This window comes from Vibrio iocasae (genome assembly GCF_042245395.1).
In the GTDB taxonomy this organism is placed as follows: Bacteria; Pseudomonadota; Gammaproteobacteria; order Enterobacterales; family Vibrionaceae; genus Vibrio; species Vibrio iocasae.
In genome coordinates this window covers 1,541,306-1,555,690 of sequence record NZ_CP145311.1, presented here as the reverse complement: position 1 = coordinate 1,555,690, position 14,385 = coordinate 1,541,306, and the positions used below count along the sequence as shown (strand labels likewise).

Annotated in this window: 17 protein-coding genes; 11 read left to right on the top strand and 6 right to left on the bottom strand. The window is 40.8% G+C overall.

Annotated elements, in window-relative coordinates:
- Window positions 1-6 precede the first annotated feature (6 nt).
- Window positions 7-486: a peptide-methionine (S)-S-oxide reductase gene (locus SNR28_RS16925; RefSeq protein ID WP_375754106.1), complete on the top strand. Its 480-nt coding sequence runs from the start codon at window positions 7-9 to the stop codon at window positions 484-486.
- Between the two features lie 73 nt (window positions 487-559).
- Here the strand turns inward: SNR28_RS16925 and trpS are convergent, their stop codons facing one another.
- The 4 genes from trpS to SNR28_RS16905 all read right to left on the bottom strand — a co-directional run bounded on the left by trpS (window position 560) and on the right by SNR28_RS16905 (window position 4,327).
- A complete protein-coding gene (gene trpS / locus SNR28_RS16920; RefSeq protein ID WP_375753842.1) occupies window positions 560-1,582 on the bottom strand; it encodes a tryptophan--tRNA ligase in 1,023 nt (340 codons plus the stop codon).
- A 342-nt stretch (window positions 1,583-1,924) separates the two neighbouring features.
- Window positions 1,925-2,446, bottom strand: a complete 522-nt coding sequence (locus SNR28_RS16915; RefSeq protein WP_375753841.1) for a GNAT family N-acetyltransferase — start codon at window positions 2,444-2,446, stop codon at window positions 1,925-1,927.
- Between the two features lie 245 nt (window positions 2,447-2,691).
- A complete protein-coding gene (locus SNR28_RS16910; RefSeq protein WP_375753840.1) occupies window positions 2,692-3,357 on the bottom strand; it encodes an OB-fold nucleic acid binding domain-containing protein in 666 nt (221 codons plus the stop codon).
- 64 nt (window positions 3,358-3,421) lie between these two features.
- Complete coding sequence (locus SNR28_RS16905) at window positions 3,422-4,327, bottom strand: LysR family transcriptional regulator (protein ID WP_375753839.1); 906 nt, start codon at window positions 4,325-4,327, stop codon at window positions 3,422-3,424.
- 119 nt (window positions 4,328-4,446) lie between these two features.
- On the opposite strand from SNR28_RS16905, the gene SNR28_RS16900 reads away from it, so the two are divergent.
- From SNR28_RS16900 to SNR28_RS16890, 3 genes are all read left to right on the top strand, one after another.
- Window positions 4,447-5,304 carry an SDR family oxidoreductase gene (locus SNR28_RS16900; protein ID WP_375753838.1) on the top strand — a complete coding sequence of 286 codons (858 nt, stop codon included), beginning with the start codon at window positions 4,447-4,449 and terminating at the stop codon, window positions 5,302-5,304.
- 188 nt (window positions 5,305-5,492) lie between these two features.
- Window positions 5,493-5,639 carry a hypothetical protein gene (locus SNR28_RS16895; protein WP_375753837.1) on the top strand — a complete coding sequence of 49 codons (147 nt, stop codon included), beginning with the start codon at window positions 5,493-5,495 and terminating at the stop codon, window positions 5,637-5,639.
- Window positions 5,640-5,678: 39 nt separating this feature from the next.
- Window positions 5,679-6,470: an arylamine N-acetyltransferase gene (locus SNR28_RS16890; protein WP_375753836.1), complete on the top strand. Its 792-nt coding sequence runs from the start codon at window positions 5,679-5,681 to the stop codon at window positions 6,468-6,470.
- Here SNR28_RS16890 and SNR28_RS16885 read toward each other — a convergent pair.
- Entirely contained in the window at window positions 6,467-7,360 is an 894-nt protein-coding gene (locus SNR28_RS16885; protein WP_375753835.1) for a LysR family transcriptional regulator, read from the bottom strand. The two genes, SNR28_RS16890 and SNR28_RS16885, sit on opposite strands and share 4 nt — an antisense overlap.
- A gap of 149 nt (window positions 7,361-7,509) precedes the next feature.
- Between SNR28_RS16885 and SNR28_RS16880 the strand changes: the two genes are divergently transcribed.
- The 3 genes from SNR28_RS16880 to SNR28_RS16870 all read left to right on the top strand — a co-directional run bounded on the left by SNR28_RS16880 (window position 7,510) and on the right by SNR28_RS16870 (window position 9,320).
- The gene (locus SNR28_RS16880) at window positions 7,510-7,914 is read left to right on the top strand and encodes a nuclear transport factor 2 family protein (protein WP_375753834.1); all 405 of its coding nucleotides are present in this window, start codon (window positions 7,510-7,512) and stop codon (window positions 7,912-7,914) included.
- A gap of 123 nt (window positions 7,915-8,037) precedes the next feature.
- Window positions 8,038-8,553, top strand: coding sequence for a nuclear transport factor 2 family protein (locus SNR28_RS16875; protein WP_375753833.1), 516 nt, complete (start codon window positions 8,038-8,040; stop codon window positions 8,551-8,553).
- Between the two features lie 32 nt (window positions 8,554-8,585).
- Window positions 8,586-9,320: an SDR family NAD(P)-dependent oxidoreductase gene (locus tag SNR28_RS16870; RefSeq protein ID WP_375753832.1), complete on the top strand. Its 735-nt coding sequence runs from the start codon at window positions 8,586-8,588 to the stop codon at window positions 9,318-9,320.
- 154 nt (window positions 9,321-9,474) lie between these two features.
- On the opposite strand, the gene SNR28_RS16865 is transcribed toward SNR28_RS16870, so the two are convergent.
- Window positions 9,475-10,413, bottom strand: coding sequence for a GlxA family transcriptional regulator (locus tag SNR28_RS16865; protein ID WP_375753831.1), 939 nt, complete (start codon window positions 10,411-10,413; stop codon window positions 9,475-9,477).
- A gap of 120 nt (window positions 10,414-10,533) precedes the next feature.
- On the opposite strand from SNR28_RS16865, the gene SNR28_RS16860 reads away from it, so the two are divergent.
- The 4 genes from SNR28_RS16860 (at window position 10,534) to SNR28_RS16845 (ending at window position 14,380) form a co-directional block, all read left to right on the top strand.
- Window positions 10,534-11,103: a cysteine hydrolase family protein gene (locus tag SNR28_RS16860; protein ID WP_375753830.1), complete on the top strand. Its 570-nt coding sequence runs from the start codon at window positions 10,534-10,536 to the stop codon at window positions 11,101-11,103.
- Window positions 11,104-11,994: an MBL fold metallo-hydrolase gene (locus tag SNR28_RS16855; protein WP_375753829.1), complete on the top strand. Its 891-nt coding sequence runs from the start codon at window positions 11,104-11,106 to the stop codon at window positions 11,992-11,994.
- Between the two features lie 118 nt (window positions 11,995-12,112).
- Complete coding sequence (locus SNR28_RS16850; RefSeq protein ID WP_375753828.1) at window positions 12,113-13,012, top strand: LysR family transcriptional regulator; 900 nt, start codon at window positions 12,113-12,115, stop codon at window positions 13,010-13,012.
- Between the two features lie 264 nt (window positions 13,013-13,276).
- Window positions 13,277-14,380, top strand: coding sequence for a tetratricopeptide repeat protein (locus SNR28_RS16845; RefSeq protein WP_375753827.1), 1,104 nt, complete (start codon window positions 13,277-13,279; stop codon window positions 14,378-14,380).
- Window positions 14,381-14,385 lie beyond the last annotated feature (5 nt).

Here is a 14,385-nt window from a genome sequence, read left to right as displayed (position 1 = left end):
ATGACTGTGGAAGAAATCTATTTTGCAGGTGGCTGTTTATGGGGTGTTCAGGAATATATGCGCCATCTGCCCGGTGTGATATCGACTGAAGCAGGAAGAGCCAATGGCTCCTCAAACACAACCAAAAGCGACTACGATGGCTACGCAGAGTGCGTTCGCACCCGGTTCAACCCTGACATAGTCTCACTTGAACAGTTGATGGATTATTTCTTTGAAATCATTGACCCATATAGCATTAACAAGCAAGGGGAAGATGTTGGTGAAAAGTATCGTACCGGAGTTTACAGTCAAAACAGTCACCATCTAACCGTAGTGAAGCGTTATATCGAAAGCCGGGAAGATGCTGATCAAATAGCGGTAGAAGTGCTGGAATTATCCAACTATGTAAAAAGTGATGATGAGCATCAGGACAGGTTAACCCTGTTTCCTGACGACTATTGCCATATTCCAAAAAACCTTCTGCATAAATATAAGCAACAGGGCTAAGTTAGCCCTGTTGAACAGTACCGAAAAGCGAAATGACATGGATTTCAATGGATAAATCCTGCTCCTGCCCAACTCAGAGAATATTCAGCCCAAATATATCTTTAATATCGAAAAGTACCCTTTCAGTTTTCTCTTTCGAAATTTGGCTTCCTTTAGCCAAAATATCAATTAACTGTGCTTTATCATCTAGTAGTTCAGCTCTTTTCGCTCGGATAGGCCGAAGTAATTCTTGCAGACATTCTTCAAGGATTTTTTTCGTTGTTCCATCACCAAGGCCTCCTCGTTGGTAGTGCTCTTTCAACTGAAGGATGTAGTCTGAATCTGGGTGAAATGCATCAAGATATGTAAAAACTACGTTTCCTTCAACACAACCGGCGTCCTCAATTCTCAAGTGATTTGGGTCGGTATACATTGATTTTACAGCAGCACTGATCTCCCTCTGGGAAGAACCAAGATTGATAGCATTGCCCATTGATTTTGACATCTTGTTCTTTCCGTCTGTGCTAGGTAGACGTGATGCATTACTTAGTAATGGGCGGCATTCATTAAGGACTGTTTTTCCTGCTAGGGTATTTATTTTCCTCACAATTTCATTCGTTTGTTCAAGCATAGGCAGTTGGTCATCCCCAACAGGAACGAGAGTTGCGTTGAAAGCAGTAATGTCAGCGGCCTGAGAAATTGGGTATGTCAAAAAGCCAGCTGGGATTGAGCGTTCGAAGCCTTTGTTTTGAATCTCGTTTTTCACCGTAGGATTTCGCTCTAACCGCGCTATTGTCACAAGGTTACTGTAATACATCGTTAGTTCAGCTAATGCGGGTAACTGCGACTGGAGACAAATTGTTGTTTTACTTGGATCGATACCTACCGCGAGATAATCTGCGACGACATTAAGTATATTGGAAGATACCTTAGATGGATTATGAGCGTTATCTGTCAAACCTTGCATGTCTGCGACAAGGATAGTTTGGTCGTGAACATGCTGTAAGGCGACACGCTGCTTCAGTGAACCGATATAGTGGCCAAGATGCAATGGGCCTGTAGCTCTGTCACCTGTTAATATGATTTCCGATTTATCAGAGGGTTGATTAGTGTTCATGTTTTTATCTCCTAGTAAATAGATCGCTACTGGAGATATTGAGAACACAGTCTTAGCTACCTTCCAGCAGCTTAAGAATGTGAGAATTCCGTGCCGCTCTAATTAGAGCGCCACCAAAAGAAAAATGATGAAGGTGTTGAGATGAGTTTCATCCCAACAAGCTAACAATAATTAGTTTTAAACTCAACCCTGAATAATCCATTATCAATTTGATGGCCTCTGTGTCAGGTTAATGGGTAGCTACCCGGAAAGGTATGATAGGGAACTCCAAATAGTTTGATACCCACGATGATTTATATCGTTTGTACTCAGACTCACGTTTGGATGATAGATGTGTCGGACCTAACTCTTACACTCGAGTGTGTAGATATAATCGTCATATAGTCGTCCACGAATTTCATAGGCATCTTTTTCGACTTTTGAGAGCTTGAAGCCACACTTTTCCAGAACCTTTTCTGATGCGGTATTTCCTTCAGTGACTACCGCTCTAAAGCGGTTTATCTCTCTAATCTGTTGTGACCACTCCAACAGAGCTTCAAGTGATTCTGTACCATAACCTTTCCCATGAAACGCAGGCAAAAATAAATAACCAACCTCGGCCTCACCACCGGTTAAGTTAAAGCCTGTTACTCCAACTTTTTGCCCTGTCTCTTTTTCAATGATTACTAAACATAACCAATGTTCTGAGTTTTCTGCCCAGTTAGGCAATCTAGACTCAAACCCTGCTTTAACGTCAGCTTCACTCGGTTCGTCAAAGCACAAAGCAATCACTTCAGAGTCAGTTTGAAGATCATAGTATAAAGACCAGTCATCGTTTGATAACTGCCTCATGCTTAAGCGTTTTGTCTCTATACTTATACTCATGTGCTTACCTGTCCATCCTGTTCTATAGGTAGCCATAGACTTTTATTCATTTAGAATTCTATGTCAACATCATGGTCAGATTGTTCAGATAGGGTTACAAGAGTATGTCACTCAGTAATTAGCTGAGTTTTGAGTGGGAACGAGGATAATAATCAATTCAAACGGTGACTTGCCAGTTTACAATAAATATCCGGCTCCCTATTTAAGGGAGCCGGATGGTAGCTACTCAGCAATTTAAATCAGGATTACTCAACCTTGATTCGAGCTTCTTCTAACATAACGTCATATTTGTAGCCAAAGCCAAAGTCTTTATCCAGTGTCACTTTACCGGTAATGATAACGGTATCCCCTACCCTTGCTGTTTCAGCGGTGGTTACGGTTAAATCATTGCTTGCCATCTTCGCGCTGCCAGTGCCGTCCTGAATATGAACCCAGTTTTTACCCATGATCTGAGGGCTGAACTTCACCACTTTTGCGCGAATTGATACTTCTTTGTTTGAAAGCTGATCTTTTTGAGTAAACACGTCTTCAACGGTTACCCCACCGATTAACGCAGCAACTTCAACTTTCTCCGCAACTGAAGGTTCGCTAATCGTTGGCTGTGGCGATGCCATGCCACCACCAAAACTATTCACAAAGTAAACCACTTCGAAGTCGCGATTCAGACTCTTACTATGAAAGCCCTTCATTGCGATTCCCGGCTCAGAAATCGTAACTTCTTGCCCAACAGTAATTGGAGATTGAGGGCCAGCAAACCAGGCTTGTTCGCTCCCTTTGTCTAATAGAACATAGGAGTACCCACCAGCATTGATGACCTCCAACACTTTTCCGGTATGCCCGGCGTCAGATGCTTGCAAAGTAAAAGAGAACAAAGCAGAAACGAATGCGATGATAGAGATAAGTTTTTTCACGTTTAGATTCCTGATTATTAGACTATTTTTATCTGATGACAGATTTCACCAGTTTAACGCATTTCTACCACGCGAGCCTGCCCCTAAAGTATAATTTGTGCTCTCTGATAAACTCTATGAATAGTTTTGATTTCTGAGGCAAGTGACTTCGGTTTGGATAAACAAGGAAAGCCGTTGGTGTTTGCTTTTCCCAGTCGGGCAAAACCCGAACAAGTTCGCCAGATTCAATGCCTTGTTTGGTCAAGGATATTGGAAGGTAGCCAAGACCAACACCCGCTTTGATATAGGAAACGGATACATAAAAATCATCCGACAGTAAATCCGGCTCAGCTTGATGCAGATAGCTCTCACCTTCTTTGGTGAAGTGCCAGGGTAAGATATAACCTTCCACATGGTTTCTGATAGTTGGATAGTCTGCAAGCATGTTCGGATGGGTTAATAGCGGATTACTCTCCAACCATTCTTTGCTTGCGACCAGCTCATAATTTACTGGGGTTATTGGCATTGCAATCAAGGACGAATCCGCAAGTTCACCGATACGAAAGGCAAAATCCACACTACTTTTAGTAAGATCCTGAATACGGTTTGAAGCGTCCAAGTCAATCTTAATCCCCGTATATTGCTTCCTAAACTCTGCGAGTAATGGAGCAAGAATATCCTGACAAAATGCCCTTGGCGCAGAGATATGCAACTTCCCAACAGGCTTACTAGAAAACTCTTCTGCCTGAGTCTGCAACTCTTTTACCGTATCTTGTATCAATATCGCTTTGGGAAGCACTCTCTCACCCAACTCAGTTAAAGAGAGTGATCGTGTTGTTCTGTTGAGCAGTTTTCCACCCAGCTCTGATTCAAGTTGCTGTATCTTCCTGCTGACCGTTGTTGTCGGTAAGTTGAGTTGCCTTGCCGCTTCAGCAAAGCTTTTTAGCTGCACAACTTTAGCGAAAAGTGGTAATCCATCGATCTCTTTCATTCAACACCTTTATCCCAAATACGGGAAGATAAAACCCGAACCAACTATCTAATCAAGCATAATGGGATGAATTATAGTTTCTGTACACAAGGCAAACAACTCACAAAAAAGGTGAAAACATGACTATTCTGGTTCTTGGCGCAACAGGTAATACCGGTTCTGAAGTAGTAAATCAGCTAAAAGAAAAAGACGTACCATTTCGCGTTATGGTTAGAAGTGCCGCTGGTGCAGCACCACTTGGACTAAACGAAGGTCAGATTAGGCTAGGTAATTTTGACAACGTTGAATCAATGGCTGAAGCAATGAAAGGAATTACTCATGTGTATCTGGCGATGACAGCTCATCCAGATAACCAAAAGTGGGTTGCCAATGTACTAGAAGCTATGAGTAAAAGTGGTGCTAAGCATCTTGTTAAACTTTCTGGTATGGGCGCGTCAACCGATGCAGGTTCAGAGATCATTCGTACACACGCCATCACCGATGAAATGGTCAAAAAATCTGGTTTAGATTACACACTGATTCAGCCAAACTCCTTCTACCAGAACCTGTTTGGTAGTCTGGAAACCATTAAAAATATGGGACAATTCTTTTTACCGCTGGGAGATGCAAAACAGAGCGTTGTCGATATTCGTGATGTCGCTGCTGTTGCAGTAGCTGCACTTACTGAAGAGGGTCATAACGGACAAACCTATCTACTATCCGGCCCAGAAGCGCTGTCGTCTGCAGAGCAGGCCGCAATTATTTCTAAAGCAGCAGACAAAGAGATCCAATATATCGCGGTACCAAAAGCTGCGGCTGAAGATGCAATGAAATCTTCTGGTATGAATGAGTGGTTAGCAATACACCTTGCAGAGATTTTGGATTGGTTTGCCCAAGGTAGCTACGCCTATGTCACTGATGATGTTGAAAAGGTACTGGGAAGACCCGCAAGAACATTTGACGCATTTGCCCAGGAGTTCACGCCGTTGATCAAATAGCTTATTTGATATTAACTTATCCGCTATCAAAATCACCTTTCTATCGGCAAACTAGAAAGGTGATTTTCTGCCTACCTTATAGACCCCATTTAATGCCAAATTTCATTTGTTGACCTTCTAAGGAAATACCTCTTGACCTAAAGTTAACTTTAGCAATTAAGCTTTCTCCAATTTCAAGGAGGAACGCTATGCAAAATGACTATGTAAAAGAACTTGCAACCAAAACGTTTCAGGAAGAAACACCAAAATTACCTTATCGTGTTAAACGTAAGCGATTAAACCCCAGCGTTTTATTTGGCTTTGTTTTATCAATGCTTTTTATTGGTTTTTATTAATTAAGGTATTAGATTAACAAGTCATGAACTGGAGAAAAAATGAACGAGAAGATGATTAGTGATTACCTAAGTAGAGTCGGTCTATCGGATATGCCCGTCGCAAGCGAAAGTGGCCTCACGCAACTCCATATTGCTCAACACAGGCATATTCCATTTGAAAACTTTGATGTGTTGTTAGGCAGAGGTATTCAGCTTTCAGAAGAAGCGATATTCCAAAAACTGGTTCTTGATAAAAGAGGCGGGTATTGTTTCGAGCTGAATGGATTGATGCTACGTATACTGAATGCCGCTGGTTTTGAATCAAGGCCTCTTCTGGGAAGAGTTCACTTAGGTGACGGGCCAAGTGGTCGTAGTCACCAGGTCAGCTTAGTGATTATCGAAGGAAAGAAATGGCTTGTCGATGTGGGATTTGGTGCGCTAACACCAAGATCTCCTTTGCCCATTGAGTTAAATAAAGAACTGCATACAGACATACAAACATATCGATTTATCACTCACGAACTCTATGGCAATGTGCTTCAGATTAAGGATGACGAACAGTGGAATGATCTCTACAGCCTGGACATGAGCTATGTTTGCGATGGTGATATTGAGTATGGCAACCATTACACATCAACAAGCAAAAACTCCTCTTTTACCTCTGGCTGCAAAGCGGCTTTGTCTACAGAGACGGGAGTGATCACTCTGTTAAACAACAAGCTTAAAATCCGAGACGGAAACGATACTCAGGAGATATTGTTGACGAACAAAGACTCATTTTTTGGTGAACTTGAGAGCAAGCTTGGTTTAACTATCGATGCACCTTTCGACGCAATATCGAAGTACTTTTAAGCATAGTTACTCTTTAGCCTGTCTCTGATGAAATCGATAAAGCACCTGACCTTTAATGGTACATAGCGATTTTGTGGATAAATAGCATTAATTGGGATATTACCAGCGTCGTATTCTTTAAGTACCTGAATCAGTTTCCCTGTTCTCAGGTACTCATCAACCATCCAAATGGGCAATTGGGTAATGCCTAACCCTGATAATGCCAATTCTAAATTAGTTTCCCCATTATTACTTCGAAATGAACCAGATACTGGTACTGCGATATCTTTTCCATCGTAGTTAAAGTGCCAATTACTCCGTGTCTTTTTTAGCGTATACACGATGCAATTATGGCGCTTTAAATCTATCGGTGTTCCCGGGATACCCGCCTTGGATATATATTCAGGTGTGGCAACCAAGATTTGAGGGTTCTCAAAAAGTGATCTTGCGATCATTGATGAATCGTCGAGAGCTCTCGCACGGATTGCTACATCAATACCTTCCGCAATCAAATCTATATGACGCTCTTCCAATGACATGTCTATCTCGATATCGGGATACTCTCTGAGAAATTCTGCTATTAAGGGGGATAACACTATTCTGCCTAATGGTGCTGGTGCCGCGATTCGAAGTATTCCTTTAGGAGATGAAACCTGAGAGCGCACATTTGCATCCATTTCATCTATTTCAGAAATGACAGACATGCAATGCTCATAATACGAGCTCCCGGCTTCAGTTAAGGAGTGGTCTCTATTCGCTCGTGTTATCAATTTCACACCAAGTTTGTTTTCGAGTGCGGCTACTTTCTTACTGATGGTTGCCTGAGAAGTATTTTGCTCTCTTGCAGCAGCAGAAAAGCTTCCCGATTGAACAACTCTGATAAAGGTCCGCATTGCACTTAATTGATCCATAGCTGTATTTGTTTTTGGAATAATTACTATGCATATTAGCTTAGTTCTATTCGAATTTCATTCTCAGTATGATTCCTTCTGTCGATTGATTAGCCATTTTTAGGCTAACAAAACATAGAGTACAAATTATTCACAATTGCGAGGTTCTCATGACAAAAGCAACACACACAAAAGAAGCTATCCGTGCAGCAATGGATCACCTAATCGACCGAGCGACTAACTTTGATATCGAAGCCTTGGAAACGATATATCACAAAGACTTTCACACGACTTTGGTGATGCCTGATAGCACAGTAGTGACTTACAACAAAGAAGAGTTTAAAACGCACTTCGCAAAACAAGCTGAAGAAGGAAAAACTCAACTAAATACGTGGGCTGACTGGCATGATTTTCATGTACTAGGTGATACCGCTGTTTGCGTTCTGAGCCGAATTCACAGCGGTATGAACGGTGAGGAAATGAAGTTACTTTGTAACATTGAATTCCGATATGAAGATGAGCGTTGGCAAGTGCTTCGTGAACAGATCTTTTTGCGCCCTCTATCAGAAGCCTAAACATAAAGACGGCACTGAAACAGGTGACGCGCCTGTTTCAACAAAAACAAAGAAAGCTACACACCACCTGTTCCGGTTAAATCACCAAAAGTGTTCCACTTGAATACAACTAAAGGATCTACCATGAAATTGGCAACTAAGTTCTTAACATTATTTTCAGTATCGATACTCTTAATCACGACTGGAGCTTTTGCCCAGTCGAAAGTACTCGACCCAAACTACGTTGTACCAGCAGAGTTTAAAAATACTCGCACTCAAGAAGGAGTGCGAGAGGCAATGAATCACCTAATTGACCGAGCAACAAATTTTGATGTCGATGCACTAGAGACGATTTATCACAAAGATTTTCATACCACTTTAATTTTGCCGGACGACTCTGTAAAAACTTACAACAAACAAGAGTTTATTCGCCACTTTAGAAAGCAAGCAGAAGAAGGTAAAACTCAGTTAAATACATGGGCAAAATGGCATGATTTTCATGTGCTTGGTGATACCGCAGTAAGTGTCCTTACAAGGAAACATAGCGGCATGAACGGTGAAGAGATGACTTTGCTCTGCAACATTGAGTTACGTTTCGAAGATGGTCGTTGGCAAGTCCTTCGAGAACAAATTTTCCTTCGTCCCCTATCGGATGCTTAACCCTGAATACACAAGATCGAGTAGGTGTAAATATGAAAGATAAAGTCGTTATAATTACAGGCGGTAGCAATGGTATTGGTAAATCTGCTGCCTTAGAATTTGCTGAGCATGGAGCAAAGGTACTGATAACTGGTCGACGTATCGATGCGTTAAATGATGTTTCTGCCTTAAGCGAAAATATCTTTCCCTTGATAGCAGACAGTAGCGACCCTTCTAGTGCTCAACACATAGTTGATAAAGTGATCGAAAAATGGGGCCGAATTGATGTGTTAGTAAACAATGCAGGAGCGGGTGCCAACGCCAATTTAGATGACATGACAGCAGAGCAAATAAATGATGTTTTTGCAGTAAATGTCATTGGAACAAGTATTCTGACCAAAGCCTGTTTACCGTACTTAAAAGAAGCCAAAGGGAACATCATCAACATATCAAGCACGGTTGGACATACACCACTTGCGGGGCTATCACACTATGGAGCGAGTAAAGCAGCTGTCGAATACCTGACAAAATCCTGGGCTTTAGAGTTAGCTCCGGACGTCCGTGTAAATGCAGTGGCCCCTGGACCTACATACTCAGGCGCTTTGACAGGCATGATGGGATTATCTGAAGAACAAGCTGCTAAGGTTGAAGAACAAGAACAAGCAGCAGTACCAATGGGGCGTCGCGGTGTACCTGAAGATATCAGTCGTTGGATTCTATTACTTGCTGAGCCAGCTAGCTCTTGGGTTACTGGGCAAGTTATTGGTGTTGACGGTGGTTGGCACTGATAACAATCTTGCTACTTAGATGATCTAAAGCGCCACTATTGTATGTGGCGCTTTCGTTTTTATCTACTGACGAGCATACAGATTCCAGCGCTATATCCATGTTACTTGCGTAAGCAGCTATGGTGTACAAGGAGTTATTAGCGAACCAGTTTATTTAGTTATACCTAGATGCAAATCGATTTCTGAACTCACTGGGCGAAAGGCTCACTACTTTATGAAACACTCTTCTAAACGAGTTAGAGTCTTTATATCCTACTTGCCATGCGACATCATCAACTCTTAATTGCTGCTTCAGCAGTTCTTTCGCTTTATCAATTCGAACATTTTGCAGGTACTCTGACGGAGTATATCCTGTTGCTTTCTTGAAACGTCTTAGCAGTGTTCGTTCGCTTAGATTAGCTACTTCAGCCATTTCTTGCATGCCTATGACACTATTATTATTTTTCTGAAGCCAATGCTGAACCTTTAATACTTGCTTGTCTTTATGAGATAGTGATGGTTTAAAGGAGCTATAGTAGCTTTGCTCTCGCCCACTTGGCTCAATAAGAAAATAACTTGATACAAGAAGCATGGTTTCTTTTCCCAGAAACCTCTCAATAATTCGTAACCCCATATCCCCCCATGCCATCATGCCACCAGCAGTAATTACATCATTATCATCAATAATTAGCTTATCAGTGTTAAGTAAGACTTTGGGGTAATTCTTTGAAAACAGCTCAGCTAAAGCCCAATGAGTCGTTGCGGGTCTTGAATCAAGGATTCCTGTTTCAGCCAGTCGAAATGCACCAGCACAGATAGAGCAAGCTATTGCGCCCATTTGATGCTGTTGCAACATCCAACTCTTCCACACCGGAAAAAAGTCATCAATGAAGTCGTCCTGAATACTCGGAGGAAGTATAAACACCTGAAACTGTTCGGATGGAAGTGAGTATTCGGTATCAATTGTTGTTATGACAAGTTCACGATTATCAACTTCTCTACGCGCATGCAGATTATTCGCTACCTGAAACATATCCCTCAAACCATATATTGCGGAAGTAAGTGCACCTGGATAGCTGATAATACCTACGGATATTGGAGTAACTTTTTTCATATTGTCGGATATTGCTGAATTTATGTCTTATACGCCACATGATTAAGAGATGCTGTCATTTTATTCTATTTATAGCAACCACCAACGCTAAATAACGTTGAATTTACAGTGAGAATAAAGATGAAAGAACACGCTTTAATTTTAGTAGACATACAGAATGACTATTTTCCTGGAGGTAAATGGCCCCTTCACAACATGGAGGCCTCTGCTGAAAATGCTAAGAGGATTCTAGAGCTTGCCAGAGCAGAAAATATCCCTGTGATACATGTTTACCATGAATCTATTGACGCGGAACCTGCATTTTTCGCACCTTCATCTGAGGGGACTCGCATACATTCAATCGTTGCTCCGATAGCTGGTGAACTGATTGTATGCAAAAACGAAATCAACTCTTTTTTAAACACAAATCTAGAAAAACATCTCAAAGAATTGAGTGTAAAACACGTCACTATACTGGGGAGTATGAGCCATATGTGTATTGATGCTGCTGCGAGAGCGACACACGACTTAGGGTATACAGTCACAATCGTAGAAGATGCATGTGCAACCCGAGATCTCGAATTCAAAGGTAGAACTGTCGCTGCGGAAGACGTTCATAGCGCATTTATGTCAGCACTCGATTTTGCTTACGCTGAAGTGGTAAGTACACAGGATTATTTGAATAACCGACTACACAAAGGAGATAAGTAAATGAATACGAAATCACTTGTTCGTTCAATTGTACTTATTGGAGCATTAGTCTCTGGAATAGCTAACGCCGGGCCTTCGAAAGAAGAAACCAAAAATAATTCGGTAACGATACAGCACGTACGCAATGCTACGTCCAAGATAACCTACGGAGAGACGACATTCTTAGTTGACCCTATGTTAGCGAAGAAAGGCGCTTATGAACCTTTTGGGGCAGACAAAAGTAAGCGAAACCCGCTATTGGATCTAACCGTATCGGTTGAAGATATCGTCAAAAATATTGATGCTGTTGTGGTAACACATACACATTTAGATCACTGGGATTTAGTTGCTCAAAATGTACTTCCAAAAGAGATCCCTTTGTTTACTCAACATGAAGCTGACGCAAAGTTGATTCAATCTCAGGGCTTCACCAATGTTCATGTTTTAGGTATGGACACGGTATTTCGTGGAGTGTCGCTACACCGGACTGGAGGGCAACATGCTTCTATTGAGGATAATGCAAAACCTGGAGTTGCAGCAACTATAGGGGATGTAATGGGCGTAGTGTTTGAAGCTCCGGGATATAAAACAACGTATATCGCTGGCGATACTGTTTGGCACCAGGAAGTCGAGCAAGCGATCAAGCAATTCAAGCAATTCAAGCCCGAGATTATTGTCTTAAATACAGGTGCAGCGAAATTGCCCGGTTTCTTGTCAGACTCAATTCTTATGGATAAAGAGGACGTATTAAAAGCTCATAATCTTAATCCAGCGGCAGATATTGTCGCAGTACATATGGATACGCTTGACCACTGTACATTAAGTCGAGAAAGTCTCCGAAGTTACCTTATAGATCAGAATATTGAAAATCAGGTTCTGGTGCCAAATGATGGCGTTGTTATGAACTTCTAGAGTAAACACAGCTCGGGCGATCTCGTATGAGTAACCTGAGCTGTACTCTTAGATGTGCATGCGAAAAAGACTACTATTAGTGAAGAAAAGCGATCAAACCAGAGGCGGGAGTTAATGTATGGACAAGTTTGAACTAATGAGAACCTTCATTATGGTGTCTAAGGAAGGCGCGTTCTCAAAAGCTGCCGATAAGTTAAACATGTCCCCACAATTAGTAAGTAAGTACGTATCAGCTTTAGAAGATCGTTTGCAAGTAAGATTGCTTAACAGGACCACACGTAAAATCAGTTTAACTGAGGCTGGAAAGCGATATTTGAACCGATGTGAGCAAATTCTTCTGGATATCGAAGAAATGGAGGGTTCACTCGTAGACTGGCACCAAAAAGTGTCAGGAGAGATCACCATAAACGCCCCTATGTCATTTGGGTATAGACACCTTCCCAAGCTGTTGATGGATTTCTGTAATCTCTACCCAGATGTGAAGGTAAAGCTAGACTTAACTGATCGTAAGGTCAATATCGTGGAAGAAGGAGTCGATGTTGCATTAAGAATTGGTAACCTAGAAAGCGACAATATTATCGCGCGAAAGATAGCAAATGTTCAGATCGCCTTGCTAGCTTCACCTAAGTACCTGGAAAAAAATGGTACGCCAACGACACCGACAGCATTATCAGGTCATCAGATTTTAAACTTCTCATATGGAGACCCTTCTATATTTAAGAAATCTTTAGGTTTAAATTACTCTGAGTTAAAACTGAACCAGTCCATATCTGCCAACAATGGCGACTTGCTAATGGAAATAGCAAAGCTTGGGGGTGGCATCACCGTTCAGCCTACCTTCATTGCAAGTGACGAGATAAGAAAAGGCGATTTAATTAGGGTACTACCAGATTACCAACCGGAAGTGACAGGGCTATACTTAATATATTCTAATAGAAAACATATGCCGAGTAGAACCAGAGCCTTTATAGATTTCTGTAGTACTTACTATGACAAGATCCCATATTGGGATGAGTAGCATAGACTAAATCTTTACCCTTAAATAATCATTACTAATTCGCTTTAACTAAATCAGTTACTATTAATCACTTTATGTTCATTATCATTTAGTATTTTTCAATAGAATTGATCTCTAAGTAAAATTGTAAGCCTAAACTAAATTGACCTTAATCAAGGTTATTTGTAATGGCTGATATGTATAAAATTAGGGAAAGAATCGACCTGTTGACCTTTATGAAACTCTATAATCTATGAGTTACTAAATAAATAATTGAGCCAGATTATGGATATACAATACAATACTGATTGGGTAGAAGACTTATTCATTATATTAGGTATTTCTCATAAAATACCTGATTGGAAACTCAAAGTATCTGAAACCATGACGATATTAAAGAGTGAAATGCAATATTTAGTCATGGGTATCAATGGAAATGATTTAGAGATATTAAAAGAAGCGCAAAAAAGAGCCACTAACTACTACATCAATGGCATCGACCTAAAGATCAAACCTCACTTTAAAGAATTAGCTAGTGAGCTTTTATTGCGAAACCAACAACCAGAACTGGCTTTATCTGTTCTTCAACCTTTGGATACCAACTCGACAGTTACTTATATTACTAATTTTGGCCGGGCTTTACTCCAACTGGGAGATAAAGAGCAAGCAAGGCAGTGTTTTATACAGGCGTCTGATAAAGCACCTGACTCAGCTGAGCCGTACTTCCACTTGGGTTTCGAATCCATGCTTTCTGGACATATAAAACCAGCAATCGAGTTCTATAAAAAAAGTCTTGCTCGAGATGATAAGCACTTGGGAAGTTTGCTAAACATTGCATATATATATTATCAACTTGAAAACTTTGAAGAGTCTATTCGTTATGCTCAGGATGCAATAAAAGTAAACCCTTCATCTGTCAGCGCATATTTGACTATTTCAGCATGCTTGAATGCGAATAATAAATTTGAAGAAAGCTTAAATAACATTAACTCCGCAAGAAAAAGTATCAAGGATACAGTAGCAGAATTAGATGAACTTGAATCTGTTGCATGTTATGAGCTAAAAAAATATTCACGCACTATTAAGTTGATCAATCGACTGATAGATAACAAGCCAAATGCTGTTGATTTTAAAATTATTCGGGCACGTTCATATTTTGAATTAAAAATGTTCGGTGAAGCACTTAAAGATGTAGACGATTACCTGGCAGTCGAACCTTACGAAGTTAATGCTCTTGAACTTAGATTTAAAATATTTTATTTAATTAACCTATGGAGGGAAGCAGAGATTGCTTACATCAAATTAACTGAGAGTGCTCCTCAATATAAAATAAAGTACAAAAATGAGTATCAAACCATTAGAAAAAACTTAGCAATTGCAATCGAATAAAGATT

Excerpts from the sequence above, each read along its gene's own strand:
- SNR28_RS16855 (WP_375753829.1), top strand. The coding sequence starts at position 11,104 with ATGAATACGAAATCACTTGTTCGTTCAATTGTACTTATTGGAGCATTA.
- SNR28_RS16880 (WP_375753834.1), top strand. The coding sequence starts at position 7,510 with ATGACAAAAGCAACACACACAAAAGAAGCTATCCGTGCAGCAATGGAT.
- SNR28_RS16890 (WP_375753836.1), top strand. The coding sequence starts at position 5,679 with ATGAACGAGAAGATGATTAGTGATTACCTAAGTAGAGTCGGTCTATCG.
- SNR28_RS16875 (WP_375753833.1), top strand. The coding sequence starts at position 8,038 with ATGAAATTGGCAACTAAGTTCTTAACATTATTTTCAGTATCGATACTC.
- SNR28_RS16870 (WP_375753832.1), top strand. The coding sequence starts at position 8,586 with ATGAAAGATAAAGTCGTTATAATTACAGGCGGTAGCAATGGTATTGGT.
- SNR28_RS16905 (WP_375753839.1), bottom strand. The coding sequence starts at position 4,327 with ATGAAAGAGATCGATGGATTACCACTTTTCGCTAAAGTTGTGCAGCTA.
- trpS (WP_375753842.1), bottom strand. The coding sequence starts at position 1,582 with ATGAACACTAATCAACCCTCTGATAAATCGGAAATCATATTAACAGGT.
- SNR28_RS16895 (WP_375753837.1), top strand. The coding sequence starts at position 5,493 with ATGCAAAATGACTATGTAAAAGAACTTGCAACCAAAACGTTTCAGGAA.
- SNR28_RS16845 (WP_375753827.1), top strand. The coding sequence starts at position 13,277 with ATGGATATACAATACAATACTGATTGGGTAGAAGACTTATTCATTATA.
- SNR28_RS16900 (WP_375753838.1), top strand. The coding sequence starts at position 4,447 with ATGACTATTCTGGTTCTTGGCGCAACAGGTAATACCGGTTCTGAAGTA.
- SNR28_RS16865 (WP_375753831.1), bottom strand. The coding sequence starts at position 10,413 with ATGAAAAAAGTTACTCCAATATCCGTAGGTATTATCAGCTATCCAGGT.
- SNR28_RS16885 (WP_375753835.1), bottom strand. The coding sequence starts at position 7,360 with ATGGATCAATTAAGTGCAATGCGGACCTTTATCAGAGTTGTTCAATCG.
- SNR28_RS16850 (WP_375753828.1), top strand. The coding sequence starts at position 12,113 with ATGGACAAGTTTGAACTAATGAGAACCTTCATTATGGTGTCTAAGGAA.
- SNR28_RS16860 (WP_375753830.1), top strand. The coding sequence starts at position 10,534 with ATGAAAGAACACGCTTTAATTTTAGTAGACATACAGAATGACTATTTT.
- SNR28_RS16915 (WP_375753841.1), bottom strand. The coding sequence starts at position 2,446 with ATGAGTATAAGTATAGAGACAAAACGCTTAAGCATGAGGCAGTTATCA.